Raw genomic sequence first — 14,652 nt, 5'->3', positions numbered from 1 at the left:
CTCAGCGCCGTTGCGCCAGGGCCCGGTGCTCGGCGCTGCAATAGCTGCGGCCTGCGGCCTCGATGGCTTCGCTGCGCGGCAGGTGCAGTCCGCAGTGCGCGCATTCGACCATGTCCTGTGGAGCCGCCAGCGGCGCGTTGGCCGGGTTGGCCGGGTTGCGCGGCGCAGCCGCCTGGCGCCGCTCACGGGCCTCGGTGCGGCGCTGGCCGCGCCAGACGCCGACGGCAATGACGATGACGATCAGGACCAGCAGGTACTTCATGCGGCGCGCTCCAGCAGCACTTCCATTACGAAGCGTGATCCCGCATAGGCCAGCAGCAGCAGCGCGGCGCCTGCGTAGAGCACGCGCACGGCGCTGCGGCCACGCCAGCCAAAGCGCGCACGGCCGATCAGCAGCACGGCAAAGGTCAGCCACGACAGCAGCGAGAACACCGACTTGTGGTTCCAGACCCAGGCCTTGCCGTAGAGCTGTTCGCCGAACAGCCAGCCTGCGGCCAGCGTGGCCGTGAGCAGCACAAAGCCTGCGGAGACGAAGCGGAAGGTCAGGCGCTCCAGCGTGAGAAGGGGCAGGCCGCTGTCATGCCCGCCACCGCCCAGCCGCATGTGCTGCTCGGCGCGTGTCATCAGCGAGGCATGGACCACGGCGGCGGCGAACAGTCCGTAGGAGGCAATGCCCAGCGCCAGGTGCAGCGGCAGCCAGGGCGAGGCGTTGACATGCAGGGGCGTTCCCGGAAACAGCGCGGCCAGGAGCACGGCGGCCGTGCCCAGCGCTGACAGCGCCAATTGCGCGCGCATCTTGGGGAACAACTGCTGTTCGACCCCATAGACGGTGAGCACCAGCCAGGCCGTCATGGACAGTGCTGGCGCGAACCCGAAGTGCGGCTGTTCCCCGAGCAGGCCCCAGGCCAGGGCCAGGGCGTGGAGCACCCAGGCCAGGCGCAATGCGGCGCGGGCGCCAGCATGGCTGATGCGTCGGGCACCGGCGGCCGGCACGGCATAGGCCACGGCTGCGGCAAGCGCCAGCATCCAGCCCAGGGGCGATGCGTTGGCGGAAATCAGGGGGACGGAGAGCATCTTTCTATGATAGCTGTGGCTTTCCTGCCGCCGGTTGTGCAGGCTCAGAATCCGGGCGCCGTGCCGTGGTTCGGAGCGCATTTTCTTCAGGGCTCGATGGCTGCCTCGATGCGATTGCGCCCCAGGGCCTTGGCCTGGTAGAGCAGGCCGTCCACCTTCTGCAGCCAGGTTTCCAAAGGCGCGGCAGACGGCTGCCGCACGGTGAGTACGCCGCAACTGACGGTGAGCAGCGGCGCCGTGGGAGAGGCGGCGTGGGCGATGGACAGGCGCAGCACTTCCTGGCGGAAATTCTCGGCCATGACCTGGGCGTCGCTTTCGCCGGGGAGGATGAGCGCGAATTCCTCGCCGCCAAAGCGCGCTGCCAGGTCGTAGGGCCGGCGCGCATGGCGCTGCAGCGTGGCAGCCACTGCCTTGAGCGCCTCGTCCCCCTGCACATGGCCATAGCAGTCGTTGTATTGCTTGAAGTGGTCTATATCAATGAGAGCCAGGCCCACGGACTCGCCCGTGCGCAGGCTGCGGCGGTGGGAGCGCTCCAGCATGTCGTCGAAGTGGCGGCGGTTGGCCAGCCCTGTCAGCCCGTCCACCATGGCCAGGCGCTCCAGGGCCTGGCGCTGCAGGGCCAGGCGTATCTGGTTGCGCACGCGCACCTCGACCACGGCGGGACGTATGGGCTTGGAGACATAGTCGGCCGCGCCCAGGCGCAGGCCGTATTCCTCGGCCTGGGCATTGCTCTGGCCGGTGATGAAGATGACGGCGATATGGGCGGTGCGCTCCTGTGCGCGCAACGCACCCAGCACCTCGTAGCCGTTCATGCCGGGCATGGCCAGGTCCAGCAGGATCAGCTGCAGCCGGTGGGCTTCGCGCTGGGCGATCACCAGCGCACCCGGGCCGTCCTTGGCCAGCAGCACACGGTAGTGGGGGCTCAGCAGCTCGGCCAGCATGCTGCGGTTCAGCCGTTCGTCGTCAACGATGAGGACCGTGGGCAGTTCCGGCCCGGTCAAGGCTTCAAACATCTGCAGCTCCCGGTAGGGCCGTCAGGTTCACGGCCATGCTCCGCGCCAGCTGTTCGAGCGCCTGCAGCGCCGCCTCGGTTTCCAGGGACTCGGTGCAGCGCTGGATGCGCTGCAGCACGGACGCATGGCGCCCGTCGACCAGGGGCCGCAGCCGATCCAGTTCGGCCATGGCGGCATAGTCGCTGTCGGCAATCTGCAGCCGCAGCCGAGCCAGGGTGGACGAGACTTCTTCCGCGGTCATCGGCTGCCGCTGCGGGGGGGGCGCGGCAGTGGTCACGGCGGTCACGGCGGCCGCGGACGCCACGGCCACTACGGCCGTCTGCCCGGACCGCCGGGCGATTTCCGCCAGCAGGCCCTGCAGTCCATCGGCCAGCGCCTGGACCAGGGATTGCAGATCGCCGCCGGGCCGTGCGTTGCCGCCATTGCCGTCGCCTGACAGGCAGGCTTGCGCACCGGTCTCGGCCATGGCCGACCATTGCTCCAGCAGGTCCGCGCCCAGGTAGCCCAGACTGCCCTTGAAGGTGTGCACCAGCGTTGCCACGGTGTCCCAATGTCCGCTGCGCACGGCATCGCGCAGCCGTTGCGGCGCATCGGCAAAGTCCTGGGCAAAGCCTTCGATGGCGTGGAGCATGCGCGGCGATTGGCCGGCAAGGCGTTGCCGCAGCCGTGCCGGATCCCAGGCCTGGGCAGGACTTGACGGCGTCGGCTGCAAGGGCGCGGCCGGCGCAAGCGCTGCCGTTGGAGGAGGGCCCGCGCGCAGGCAGCGCTGCAGTGTCTCGTACAGCAGCACATCGTCAACGGGTTTAGTCAGATGGGCATTCATGCCTGCGGCCTCGATCCGGGCGCGCTCCTCGACATAGGCCTGCGCAGTCAGCGCGATCACCGGAAGATGCCGCAGCGCGCTGCGCGTGCGGATGGTGCGCGTGACACTGAGGCCGTCCATGCCGGGCATGTGCACGTCCATGAGCACGGCATCGAAAGGCTGGGTGTCCAGCAGCTGCAGCGCCTGCAGACCGTCCTGCGCAGTCTGTACCGATATGCCGGCCTGCTCCAGCAGCTCGGTGGCCACCTCGCGGTTGAGTACGTTGTCATCCACCACCAGCACCCTGCGCCCAGGCAGGCCCGGGTAGCGCTGCTGTGGCGAGGGGCCGGCCGCCGGGCTTTCCGGCGGGGGCGATTCGGGGTCCCGCAGTGCCTCCCGGATGCACGAGCGCAGTGCCGATGCGGTCAAGGGCTTGATCAGCAGGCCCCGCGGGCCCAACTGCGCGGCCTGCAGCTGCACTTCGTCGCGCCCGAAGGCCGTGACCATGAGCGCAGCCGGGGTCTTGGCCAGGTCCTGCTGCTCGCGCATGCGGCGTGCCAGGTCCAGCCCGTCCATGCCGGGCATGCGCCAGTCCAGCAGGGCCAGGCCGTAGGGGGATTCCTGGCGTGCGGCCTCTTGCAGCATGTGCAGCGCCTGCATGCCGTCCGCCGCCGTATCGCAGCGCATGCCCAGTTTGCGCACCATGGCGGCCAGGGCCTCGCGCGCGCTGGCGTTGTCATCGACGATGAGAACGCCGGTGCTGCCCAGGTTGTCGTGGCCGTCCAGCGGCGCATCCGTGGCAGGCCGGACCTTGGCCGTGAAGCGGAAGTTGCTGCCCTGGCCGGGCTGGCTGCAGACGCTGATCTCGCCGCCCATGAGCTGCACCAGCCTGTGGCAGATGGCCAGGCCCAGGCCGGTGCCGCCGTGGCGGCGCGTGGTCTGGATGTCGGCCTGGGTGAAGGGCTGGAACAGCCGTTCGGCCCGCGATGCATCCAGGCCTATGCCGGTGTCGCGCACGTTCACGCACAGGTGGTGCAGGGGCGCTGCCGTGGCGTGCGCGCCGGCCTCCACCGGCGCGCACGCCAGCGGCGGCTCCAGATGCAGGGAGATCACCACCTCGCCATGCTCGGTGAACTTGATGGCATTGCCGACCAGGTTGGTCAGCACCTGGCCCAGGCGCAGCGGGTCGCCGCGCAACCGGGGCGGCAGGTGCGGGTCCAGCGCATAGACCACTTCCAGTCCCTTTTCCTCTGCGCGCAGCGCCGTGGAGGCCGAGACGGTCTCCAGCACATCGTCAAGGGCGAAATCCACTTCCTCCAGCGCCAGCATGCCCGCCTCTATCTTGGAAAAGTCGAGGACGTCGTTGATCACGGCCAGCAGGGCGCTGGCCGAGCGCTCCACCTTCTCCAGGTAGCCGCGCTGGCGTGATGTCAGCGCGGTCTGCTGTACCAGGCGCGTCATGCCGATGACGGTGTTCATGGGGGTGCGGATTTCGTGGCTCATGATGGCCAGGAAATCCGACTTGGCCCGTTCGGCCGCTTCTGCGGCCTCCTTGGCCTGCTGCAGCGCCTGCTCGGCCTCGCGCTCGCGGGTGATGTCCAGCATGATGCCGTCCCAGACCATGCCCTCGTGGCTGCTCCGGGGGGCCGATCGGCAGCGCAGCCAGCGGATCTCTCCATCGGGCCTGATCACGCGGAAGCGGCAGTCGAAGACCCGCAGCGTATCGACCGAGCACTGCAGCATCTGCTGGTAGTGCGGCAGGTCCTCGGGATGGATGGCATTCAGGTAGGCCTGACGGTCGGCCATGATGGCGTGGGCCGGCACGCCGATCAGGTTCTCTATGCCGGCACTGATGTAGCTGAGCCGCAGTTGCGCCAGGCCGCCTTCCAGGCGGTAGATGGCGCCGCTGGGCAGGTTGTCGGCCAGGGCTTCGAGGCGCATGCGTGCGTCCTCGCGTTCGGACAGGTCCTGCAGCGTGCCGCTGAGCGCGACGATGCGGCCTTGCTCGTCGCGCAGGGCGCGGCCCATGAGGCGGGCCGCGAACCGCCGTCCGTCCGGGCAGTGGTGCACGACATCGAGGCTGTAGGACTGGCCGGTGCCGATGCACAGCTGCACGGCAGCGGTGAGCCGGGCAAGATCCTGCGGTCCGAGCATGGCGCGCAGGGCATGGCGCGTCAGCGGCGGACCCTGGGGGTCCAGGCCGTTCATCACATACATCATCTCCGAGGCCTGGAAGTGTTCGGTGTCCAGCTCCCATGTCCAGCTGCCCAGGCGCGCCAGCTGTTCGGCCTGGCGCAGCACGTCGTAGCTTTTTTGCAGCTGGGACTCGGTCTGGCGCATGAGGGTGATGTCGCGCGCAATGCCCAGCACGCCCACGGTCCGGCCCTCGTCATTGCGGTAAGGAATTTTGGTGGACTGGAAGAGGCGGCGCTGCCCGTTGACCAGCAAATGATCCTCCGACACCACGGGGGCGTCGCTGTCCAGCACCCGGCGGTCGCTGTGGGTGAAGCTGCTGTCGGGGAACAGTTCCTGGTCGGTCTTGCCCACGATGTCTTCGGGCGTGCGCCCGGAAAAGCGCGCGGCGGCGGGGTTGACGAAGGTGTAGCGGCCCTGCCGGTCCTTGGCGAAGACCAGGTCGGGCGTTTCGTGCATCACGGCTTCCAGCAGGCGCGTCGAATCCTGCCACGGCCCGGTGCTTTTTCGCAGGAGCGGCTCCAGCTGCGCATCGGGCTGGCCGATCGGCTCGTCCTGGCCGGTGCGCTCGCTGAGCTCGTGCCAGGTGGTGAAGAAAAGCCGCCCGCCCGACAGCGACTGGCAATAGATATGGAGCTCGGCGGGGACGCTGGTGCCGTCGCGGCGGATCAGTCGGCCGCAGAGATGGGCCTGGCTGTCCACGGCCATGTCCTGCCAGGGACCGCGCCTCAGTCCGTCCGCGTCGGGCCACACGTCCATGATGCCCAGCCCCAGCATGGCGGCCTTGTGATGGCCCAGGCTGGCGCAGGCATGGGCATTGGCATCGAGCAGGCAGCCCTGCTCGTCAAACAGAAGAAAACCGTCGGGCACACGGTCCAGGAACTGGCCATACGGCGTATCGGGCATGAAGACTCCTAGGCGGTAGCAAGCCGGCACTGCACAGGGCGATAGCCATAATCTATGGAAACAGTGTGGATGTTACTGCCGGCCGGTGCCCGCTGCGCGGCAGGGAAGGCCGGTACTTACCCCTGCAGGGGCAGCGGGTAGAATCGTCGGGATCTGCAGGGTCCGTGCCGCGACCCGGCCCCGCCTGGCCCCATTCGGCAACCTGGCCCCGGCTGGCTCGCTGCAGCACACCTTTTCCTTTCCGACGACTCCAGTTCCTCCCCGCTTATGGCCTCCGCTCTGACCGACAAACTTTCGCGACTCGTCAAGGAGATGCGCGGCCAGGCCCGCATCACCGAATCCAACGTACAGGACATGCTGCGCGAAGTGCGCATGGCCCTGCTCGAGGCCGACGTGGCCCTGCCCGTGGTGCGCGACTTCGTTGCGCGCGTCAAGGAAAAGGCGCTGGGCCAGGAGGTGCTGGGCTCCCTGCAGCCCGGCCAGCTGCTGGTGTCCATCGTCAACAAGGAACTGGCCGCCACCATGGGCGAGGGCGTGGCCGACATCAATCTCAACGCCCAGCCGCCTGCCGTCATCCTGATGGCCGGCCTGCAGGGCGCCGGCAAGACCACGACCACGGCCAAGCTGGCCAAGCACTTGATTGAAAAGCGCAAGAAAAAGGTGCTGACCGTGTCGGGCGACGTGTACCGCCCGGCCGCCATCGAGCAGCTCAAGACCGTGACCGGCCAGGCTGGCGCCGAGTGGTTCCCCTCCACGCCAGACCAGAAGCCCCACGACATTGCCGTGGCCGCGCTGGACTACGCCAAGCGCCACTTCTTCGATGTGCTGCTGGTCGATACGGCCGGCCGCCTGGCCATCGACGAGCTGCTGATGGCCGAGATCAAGGATCTGCATGCCACGCTCAAGCCCGTGGAGACGCTGTTCGTCGTCGATGCCATGCAGGGCCAGGATGCGATCAACACGGCCAAGGCCTTCAAGGAGGCCCTGCCCCTGACCGGCATCGTGCTCACCAAGCTCGATGGTGACTCGCGCGGCGGCGCGGCGCTGTCGGTGCGCCAGATCACGGGCGCGCCCATCAAGTTCGCCGGCGTGTCCGAGAAGATCGACGGCCTGGAAGTCTTCGACGCCGACCGCCACGCGCAGCGCGTGCTGGGCATGGGCGACATCGTGGCCCTGGTCGAGCAGGTCACCAAGGGCGTGGACATGGAGGCCGCCCAGAAGCTGGCCGAGAAGGTCAAGAGCGGTGACGGCTTCGACCTCAACGACTTCCTGGCCCAGATCCAGCAGATGAAGCAGATGGGCGGCCTGTCCAACCTCATGGACAAGCTGCCGGCACAGCTCACCGCCAAGGCCGGCCAGGTGGACATGGACAAGGCCGAGCGCGAGATCCGCCGCAAGGAAGGCATCATCTGTTCCATGACTGCCAAGGAGCGCAAGAAGCCCGAGATCATCAAGGCCACGCGCAAGAAGCGCATTGCCGACGGCGCGGGCGTGCAGGTCCAGGAAGTCAACCGCCTGCTCAAGGAGTTCGAGCAGATGCAGGAGATGATGAAGAAGATGAAGGGCGGCGGCCTCATGAAGATGATGAAGCGCATGGGCGGCATGAAGGCCATGAAGGGAATGATGGGCGGTGGCGGCGGCATGCCCAAGCTGCCGTTCTGAGCGGGCCGGGCCCCGCCGATGGACAGTCAAGCCGCAGCACAGCCTGCGGCTTTTCTTTGGCCGCTGCGGGGCTTTGTGAGAACATGCGGCGCCATGAAGGCTGGCGTTTCGACTTCCCTTGCGGCTTCCCGCGTGACTGCATCGCGGCTGTCTCGCCGTGACTGGGGCCTGCTGGCGGCGGCTGCGCTGCTGGCCGGCTGCTCGTCTGCTCCCCGCAAGGGCGCGGGTCCCGGGCCTGCTCCTTCGCCGCAGGCCCTGAACCTGGATGGCGAGTTGCGCGAGGCCCTGCTGGCGCGCACCATGCTCGTGGTCAACACGCCGTATACCTACGGCGGCAATTCGCCCGACGGCGGTTTCGACTGCAGCGGCCTGATCCAGTGGGCCGTGGGCGGCATTACCGAAAGCCGCCTGCCGCGCACCACGGCCCAGTGGGCGCAGTTCAGCAATCCCGTGGGCAGCCGCAGCCTGCAGCGCGGCGACTTCGTGTTCTTCAACACCCTGGGCTCGCGCTATTCGCACATGGGCATCTTTGTCGGCAACGGCCAGTTCGTGCATGCGCCGTCCAGCGGCGGCACGGTGCAGCGCGTGCGCATGGACAACCCCTATTTCGCCAGGCGCTTCACCGAAGCGCGCAGCATCTTCGCCTGAGCGCCTGCCAGGCAAGGCGCCGGGCTTGGCGCCGGCTCTTGAATCGATGGTCCAATGAGAGCTCCATAGAAATCCAGGGTTTCGGAATGGATAACAAGCTCGAATTCGCACAGCGCCTGCGCAAGGCCATCGAGGCTGCGGGTCTGGAGCCGCGGCCCAGCGTGCTGCTGAATCTGTTCAATTCCAGTTACTGGGGTCGGCCGATTTCGTTCCAGGCGGTTGCGCGCTGGCTCAACGGCGAGGCCGTGCCCGAGCAGGACAAGCTGGTGCTGCTGGCCGAGCTGCTCAGGATCGAGCCCGAAGTGCTGCGCTTTGGCGACCCTGCCCAGCGGTCACTGCCGCCTCAGCACGAATGCCAGGAACCGGGCGTGGGCTATCTTGAACGCGAAACCTTCGACGCCTTTCTGAGGCTGCCCGCGCCGCAACGCCAGGTGGTGCGGGAGGTGATCCTGACCTTCGCCAAGGTGCACGGCGAAGGCTGAGGGCCGGGCTACCGGGCAGCCGTCACCGCACCGCCTGCGGCTGCCAGGGCATGGCATGCCAGGGATGGCGCGGATCGGCCACCCATTGCTGCACCTCCTCGGGCGTCACGCTGCGGCCCAGCACGTCGGCCCGGCCACGGGCCAGCCATTGGCTGCGGCCCCGCGCATAGGCCTGGCCGAAGGCCTGCCAGCTGTCAAAGCAATCCCGCGCGCGGCATGCGTTCAGGTGAAGGATCTGCTGGTGCAGGGCCTCGTCCAGCCAGCCCAGCAGCCAGGCACATCGCACGTGGAAGGCCACGCGCGCGCAGGCAAAGGCCATGGCGGCATGGGGATCGTCGCCGGCCTGCAGGCGCTGCAGGTCCAGCGTGAACCAGCGCTGGCGCAGGCCGTCGGGCAACTGGCGTGCGATCTGGGCATCGTCCAGGTCGGTGCGCAGGCCCAGGTGGTGCAGCACCATGGGGCGCAGCTGGGTGGTCAGGGCGTCGTCGGCACCATGGAGCTGCCGGTCTGCAAAGCCGCCCTGGATGGCGTGAAAGGCCATGGGATGGGCCAGGGCCAGGGCCCAGTCCAGCGCCGCATCGCCGCTGCGGTAGCTGCTGAAGTCGCCGCGCTGGCGCGCCGCACGCCTGCGGCGCAGGCCGGCGCGCACTGCCCACCAGACCAATGCAGACAGCACAACAAGAGTGAAGGCGTTCATCGCGGATTTCCTGTCCTGCCCGGCGATCCTGCCCGGCGCCGCGCCAGCTCCAGCGACTGCTGCAGGGCCGCGCTGCGCGGCATGCGCTCGAAGGCGGGCACGGGCACGGGCACGGTGTCGCGGCGTGCCGCGACCAGCCATTGCATCAGGGGCGACCGGATATCCAGCTGCTCCAGCAGCGCCGGGTGGGCCTGGAGCAGCCACAATTGCTCGGCTTCGGTGTGCAGCTCGCTGGCCGCGCACCAGGCGCCGGTGTGGCCCGAGGCCAGCAGATGCGCCGGACGGCGCACGATGCCCATGGCCAGGGCATCCGCTGGCGCCTCGCCATCGGCATCGAGGTGGTTGAGCAGGGCCAGCACGTCGGCCAGGTAGCGCGCAATCGGCGGGCGGTTCTGCTTGCCCTTGATCTGGTCGATGCGCAGCCGCCCGCCGTCAAGCACCTGGGCGCTGACGGTGATGCGCGGCTGGGCCGTGCCCGTGCGGTAGCTGAACAGGCGCAGCCGGCCCTGCTCGCAGGCTTCGGCGTAGTGCTCGCCGTAGCCGCCGCGCAGCGCGCCGCGCGCGCTGAACTGGCCCAGGCAGTGCCGCATCATCTGGCTTTCATAGGCCATTTCGGCGCGCAGGTCCGGGCTTTGGGCATCGAATTCCACGAACACGCCCAACTGGCCGCGCAGCAGCGGACGCACGGCGCCGGGCCGGTGCTCGGCCCAGCCGCTTTCTCTTTTTCTGGCGAAGGCCAGGTGCTCCAGCGTCCAGCGCGCCAGGGCCTGCGGGCAGTTGATGCGCTGCAGCTTGCCCTCAAGCGCCGTGCCGCGCCGGGTGGACAGGAACTCCAGCAGCCGGCTTTCCAGCGCCAGCAGCGGGGCGCTGTCAGGCTCCACCCACCACAGCGGTGCGCTGGCGCCGGCTGCAGGGCTGTCCTGTAGAGGTGGCTGGCGGGCCGCATGCGCGCGCAGGCGCTCCAGCGCCCAGGCGGCAGGCTCGGTGCGCCGGTGCAGGCGCAGCAGTTCGGCCTGCGTGGAGATGGGCTGAACGGCCGGCGGATCGGCGTCGAGGTTGCCGATCACGTGGCGGTAGAAGTGGTTGGCCAGCCAGGCCGCGATCTCCTGACTGTCGCCGCGCGCCGCGCTGCGCTCACGTATGCGCTGCTTGATGTCCGGCGCATTGACCACGTCGCGCGGGCGGTAGGCGCTGGCTGCCGTGGCGGCTCCCGGGTTCACCACAGCTTCCACCAGGGCTTGCTGTCCGAGCGCAGCTTGAGGCAGCGCTGGAGGCCGTCCCTGGCCATCTTGTGCTCGGCCTCGCTGTCATCGGGGGTGAGCTTGGCGATGGCCTCGCGGTGCAGGGCCACGGCCTGATCGATGGGGCCGCAGCTTTCCATGGCGCAGGCCAGGCGGCGCAGCGTGTAGCACTCGCCCAGGGCGCGCACTTCGGGCAGCAGGGCCTCCAGGCGGGGGCGCACCACGTCGCCATGGCTTTCGGAGAAGAAGTCGAGCAGGGACATCAGGGCCGCCAGGTAGTCGCGCCGCTGTTCGCGCTGCTCGTCTGCGTCCAGTTCCTCGAACCACTGGTCCAGGCGTTCCAGCCAGATGCCGATCTCGCCCGCGCGGCCGAGCTGGTAGAGCACCAGCGCCACGCTGGGGAAGTAGTCGGTGGGGCAGTGGCGGCTGTAGCCGTAGTCCTGGGTGAAGTGCCACAGCTGCTCTGCCGCCGTGACGATGCCGGGTCGGTCATCACGGCGGATGGCACACCACAGCAGGCCGTCATGGTGCTCGGCGAAGGGGCTGCTGGACAGGCCCTTGTGGTGCAGGGCTGCAGCCTCGTCATAGCGCTGCTGCGAGCGGTACTTGATGGCAAGGTTGTTGCAGAGCATGGAGTAGACGTGCAGGTGCGCGTCCTTGTACCTGCCCTGGCCGCTGGCCCAGAAGGCCTCGAAGCGGGCCAGGCCCTCTTCGTAGTAGCGCTGCACCAGCGGCTCGCGCACCTCGTCGTCCGGCACCTGACGGCCTTCGCCCATGAGGGCGGCCAGGTCGTCCTCGTCGTCCAGGGTCACGCCCGCTGCATAGCACCAGTGGGCGCCGAAGCCCTGGGGAAAGGGCTGCTGCAGCGCCTGCGCGGCGGGCAGCACGGCGAAGCGCGCGGCCCAGAGCATGGGCAGCAGCTCGGAGTTGGCGTGCCGGGGCTGCTCGCCCACGCCGCGCTCGAGCAGCGGCAGGGCCTGTTCCCATTGGTGGTTCCTGGCCAGGCGCCAGCCGTCGATCATGTCCAGCAGCGGATGGCCGGGCGCCTGGGCACGCGCCAGGGCCAGGTAGTCGTCGGCGCTGCGCGCAGCAGCCGGGCTGTCTTCCAGGATCTCCTGCATGTCGGAATCCAGTCCCGCCCAGGCCAGGATCAGCGCCCAGGCGGGGGCGTGGGCGGTGTCGCTGTCCACCATGCGCAGTGCCAGCTCATAGCCCTGGCGGGCCGATCCGGGGCGGCTGTGCAGCACGCTCTCCAGCGCCAGGTCCGCCGCATCGGCCAGGCGGCCCGCCTCTTGCAGCCATTGCAGGACCAGGCCGCTGAAGGCGTCGTCGGAGTCGTCCACCAGGCCGAAGCGGCCCAGCTCGGCCAGCTGCAGCGCGGCCTCTGGCTGGCCCATGGCATGGCAGGCCATGGCCTGCAGCCGTGCCTCATGGACCTTGCGGTGCGCGCGCACCGCCTGCGATGCGGCGGGGCTTTCCGTGCGGGCCAGGTGCTGCTGCGCCGCCATCAGCACGGCCGGAACGCTTTGCGGGGCCAGCGGCAGCACTTCGCGCGCAAGGTGCAGCCAGTCGTCGAAGTCCACGTTCTGGTCGGCGTCTGCCAGGGCCAACTGCGCCGTGGCGGCCTGCACATGGCGCACGGTGGCCGGCACGTCGCCGCGCAGGCGGGCCAGCTCGGCCTTGCGCAGGCTGGCACGCGCGTCGCGGCGCGCGGGGGATGCCTCGCCGTCGGGGTCGCTGCGCTCGTGGTTGCGCTGCAGGTCCACGCCTTGCTCGGCCAGTTCCCAGGCCTGGGCCTCGCGGGCCAGGTAGTGCCAGCCATTCCAGTAGCGATAGGGCTCGCCGGTGTGCGGCAGCCGGCCCATGAGATCGGCGGCAGGCGCGAGCAGGGCCACGCCGCCTTCGCGGTCAAAGCGCAGCCGGCTCTGGATGTCGCTGAGCGCCAGGCTGGCCGTGGCCAGCAGGTGGTTGTCACCCTGCAGGTGCTGCAGCGTGGCATCGCGGTGCTCGCGCAGCAGGGCGTTGGCGGTCTCGGGCCGTTCCAGGTCGAGCCAGAGATCGTGCAGACGCTCCAGTTCGCTCACCGTGGCCGGCGCGAAGCGCTGCTGCGAGAGCAGCTCCATGACGGCCGCCTGGCGTTCGGCCGGGGCGATGGGGCTGATTTCATCTTCCTGTTGCAGCAGGTCGTGCGCCTGGTCCATGAAGGCATGCAGGGCTTCGCCCTCAAGGATGGCCTGGGCGTTGGCGGGCTGGGAGGTGTTCATGGAATCGATAGCAAGCAAGCGAAGCTGGAAAAGCCATGCAGGCCGACAGACCTCAGGGCGGCAACCCGCGATGCTAGCGGGCCGGCCCGCGCCAGGCCAGTGTGGCCGGGATGTTTTCACGTCCTGTTACACGCAAAAAGCCCGGCATTGCCGGGCTTTCGTTACGCCAGAGGTCGCTGGGCCACCGGGGCCGCCGGGATCGGGTTGGGATCAGTGGCGCACCACGACCTCGCCGCGCAGCGTGAAGGTGCGTGCCTCGGTGATCTTCACATCGATCATCTGGCCGATCAGGCGTTCGTTGCCCGGGAAGTTGACCACGCGGTTGCACTCGGTGCGGCCCATGAGTTCGCTGCCATCGCGCTTGGACAGTCCTTCCACCAGCAGGCGCTGCACCGTGCCCACGCGCTCGTCGCTGATGTCCTTGATGTTGTTGTTGATCACGGCCTGCAGCTCCTGCAGGCGGCGCAGCTTGACCTCGTGCGGCGTGTCGTCGTGCAGGTTGGCGGCCGGCGTGCCGGGGCGGGGGCTGAAGATGAAGCTGAAGCTGTTGTCGAAGCGCACGTCGTGGATGAGCTTCATCATCTTCTGGAAGTCTTCCTCGGTCTCGCCGGGGAAGCCCACGATGAAGTCGCTGCTCATGGCCATCTCGGGCCGGATGGCGCGCAGCTTGCGGATGGTGCTCTTGTATTCCATGGCCGTGTAGCCGCGCTTCATGGCCATGAGGATCTTGTCGCTGCCGTGCTGCACGGGCAGGTGCAGGTGGCTGACCAGCTTGGGCAGCCGAGCGTAGGCCTCGATCAGGCGCGGCGTGAATTCGTTGGGATGGCTGGTGGTGTAGCGGATGCGCTCGATGCCGGGGATCTCGGACACGTACTCCAGCAGCAGGGCAAAGTCGGCGATCTCGGCCGTGTCACCCATCTTGCCCAGGTAGGCGTTCACGTTCTGGCCCAGCAGCGTGACCTCCTTCACGCCCTGGTCGGCCAGGCCCGCGACCTCGACCAGCACGTCCTCGAACGGGCGGCTGACTTCCTCGCCGCGCGTATAGGGCACGACGCAGTAGCTGCAGTACTTGGAGCAGCCTTCCATGATGGAGACAAAGGCCGAGGAGCCTTCCACGCGCGCCGGTGGCAGGTGGTCGAATTTCTCGATCTCGGGAAAGCTGATATCGACCTGGGGCTTGTGCCTGGCGGCGCGCGCATTGAGCAGCTCGGGCAGGCGGTGCAGGGTCTGCGGGCCGAAGACCACGTCCACATAGGGCGCGCGCTTGATGATTTCCTCGCCCTCCTGGCTGGCCACGCAGCCGCCCACGCCGATGAGCACGCCGCGTTCCTTCAGGTGCTTGTAGCGGCCCAGGTCGCTGAACACCTTCTCCTGTGCCTTCTCGCGCACCGAGCAGGTGTTGAACAGGATCAGGTCGGCCTGCTCCGGGTCGTCGGTGGACTCGTAGCCCTGGGCGGCGCCCAGCACATCGGCCATCTTGTCCGAGTCGTACTCGTTCATCTGGCAGCCGAAGGTTTTGATAAAGACTTTCTTGGACATGGTGGGGTTCCGTCAGGCAGCCGCCGCACTGCAAGCGGCGGTCTGCAGAAAAATGAAGATGGCCGGGCCAGGGCGGGCGCTGTGCTCCCTGGCCCGAGCCGCTGCGCCCCGCAAGCTGCGGGCCGCGTCCA

11 protein-coding genes are annotated in these 14,652 nt (G+C 68.6%); 3 read left to right on the top strand and 8 right to left on the bottom strand.

The genetic code is table 11. From position 1 onward, the window contains the following. Position 1: 1 nt before the first annotated feature. The 4 genes from ACF8ML_RS01410 to ACF8ML_RS01395 all read right to left on the bottom strand — a co-directional run bounded on the left by ACF8ML_RS01410 (position 2) and on the right by ACF8ML_RS01395 (position 5,988). Positions 2–262 (bottom strand): PP0621 family protein, encoded by a 261-nt coding sequence (locus ACF8ML_RS01410; protein WP_016453148.1) that lies wholly within the window; start codon positions 260–262, stop codon positions 2–4. Next, positions 259–1,074, bottom strand: a complete 816-nt coding sequence (locus ACF8ML_RS01405; protein WP_017407444.1) for an inner membrane protein YpjD — start codon at positions 1,072–1,074, stop codon at positions 259–261. The genes ACF8ML_RS01410 and ACF8ML_RS01405 overlap by 4 nt, the downstream gene beginning before the upstream one ends. A gap of 86 nt (positions 1,075–1,160) precedes the next feature. Then, positions 1,161–2,087 carry a diguanylate cyclase gene (locus ACF8ML_RS01400; RefSeq protein ID WP_016447995.1) on the bottom strand — a complete coding sequence of 309 codons (927 nt, stop codon included), beginning with the start codon at positions 2,085–2,087 and terminating at the stop codon, positions 1,161–1,163. Next, positions 2,080–5,988 (bottom strand): response regulator, encoded by a 3,909-nt coding sequence (locus ACF8ML_RS01395; RefSeq protein WP_392405987.1) that lies wholly within the window; start codon positions 5,986–5,988, stop codon positions 2,080–2,082. The genes ACF8ML_RS01400 and ACF8ML_RS01395 overlap by 8 nt, the downstream gene beginning before the upstream one ends. Before the next feature lie 267 nt (positions 5,989–6,255). On the opposite strand from ACF8ML_RS01395, the gene ffh reads away from it, so the two are divergent. The 3 genes from ffh (at position 6,256) to ACF8ML_RS01380 (ending at position 8,780) form a co-directional block, all read left to right on the top strand. Next, entirely contained in the window at positions 6,256–7,650 is a 1,395-nt protein-coding gene (gene ffh / locus ACF8ML_RS01390; RefSeq protein ID WP_016447993.1) for a signal recognition particle protein, read from the top strand. A 93-nt stretch (positions 7,651–7,743) separates the two neighbouring features. Further along, positions 7,744–8,298, top strand: a complete 555-nt coding sequence (locus ACF8ML_RS01385; protein WP_016447992.1) for a C40 family peptidase — start codon at positions 7,744–7,746, stop codon at positions 8,296–8,298. An 86-nt stretch (positions 8,299–8,384) separates the two neighbouring features. Next, positions 8,385–8,780, top strand: coding sequence for a helix-turn-helix domain-containing protein (locus ACF8ML_RS01380; protein ID WP_310042467.1), 396 nt, complete (start codon positions 8,385–8,387; stop codon positions 8,778–8,780). 22 nt (positions 8,781–8,802) lie between these two features. Here ACF8ML_RS01380 and ACF8ML_RS01375 read toward each other — a convergent pair whose 3' ends face one another. The 4 genes from ACF8ML_RS01375 to miaB form a co-directional block, all read right to left on the bottom strand. After that, a complete protein-coding gene (locus ACF8ML_RS01375; RefSeq protein WP_016453151.1) occupies positions 8,803–9,477 on the bottom strand; it encodes a DUF1266 domain-containing protein in 675 nt (224 codons plus the stop codon). After that, positions 9,474–10,697: a hypothetical protein gene (locus ACF8ML_RS01370; RefSeq protein WP_209671658.1), complete on the bottom strand. Its 1,224-nt coding sequence runs from the start codon at positions 10,695–10,697 to the stop codon at positions 9,474–9,476. Before ACF8ML_RS01370 ends, ACF8ML_RS01375 begins: the two co-directional genes overlap by 4 nt. Beyond that, on the bottom strand, positions 10,694–12,982 hold the full coding sequence (locus ACF8ML_RS01365) for a hypothetical protein (protein WP_392405983.1): 2,289 nt from the start codon (positions 12,980–12,982) through the stop codon (positions 10,694–10,696). Before ACF8ML_RS01365 ends, ACF8ML_RS01370 begins: the two co-directional genes overlap by 4 nt. A gap of 210 nt (positions 12,983–13,192) precedes the next feature. Beyond that, the gene (gene miaB / locus ACF8ML_RS01360; protein ID WP_016447987.1) at positions 13,193–14,521 is read right to left on the bottom strand and encodes a tRNA (N6-isopentenyl adenosine(37)-C2)-methylthiotransferase MiaB; all 1,329 of its coding nucleotides are present in this window, start codon (positions 14,519–14,521) and stop codon (positions 13,193–13,195) included. Between the last annotated feature and the right edge of the window lie 131 nt (positions 14,522–14,652).

Origin of the sequence: Delftia sp. WSY_10, assembly GCF_043104705.1 — a bacterium.
Classification (GTDB): Bacteria; Pseudomonadota; Gammaproteobacteria; order Burkholderiales; family Burkholderiaceae_C; genus Comamonas; species Comamonas tsuruhatensis.
The sequence above is the reverse complement of the archived record's forward strand: the minus strand, read 5'-3'. Positions and strand labels throughout refer to the sequence as shown.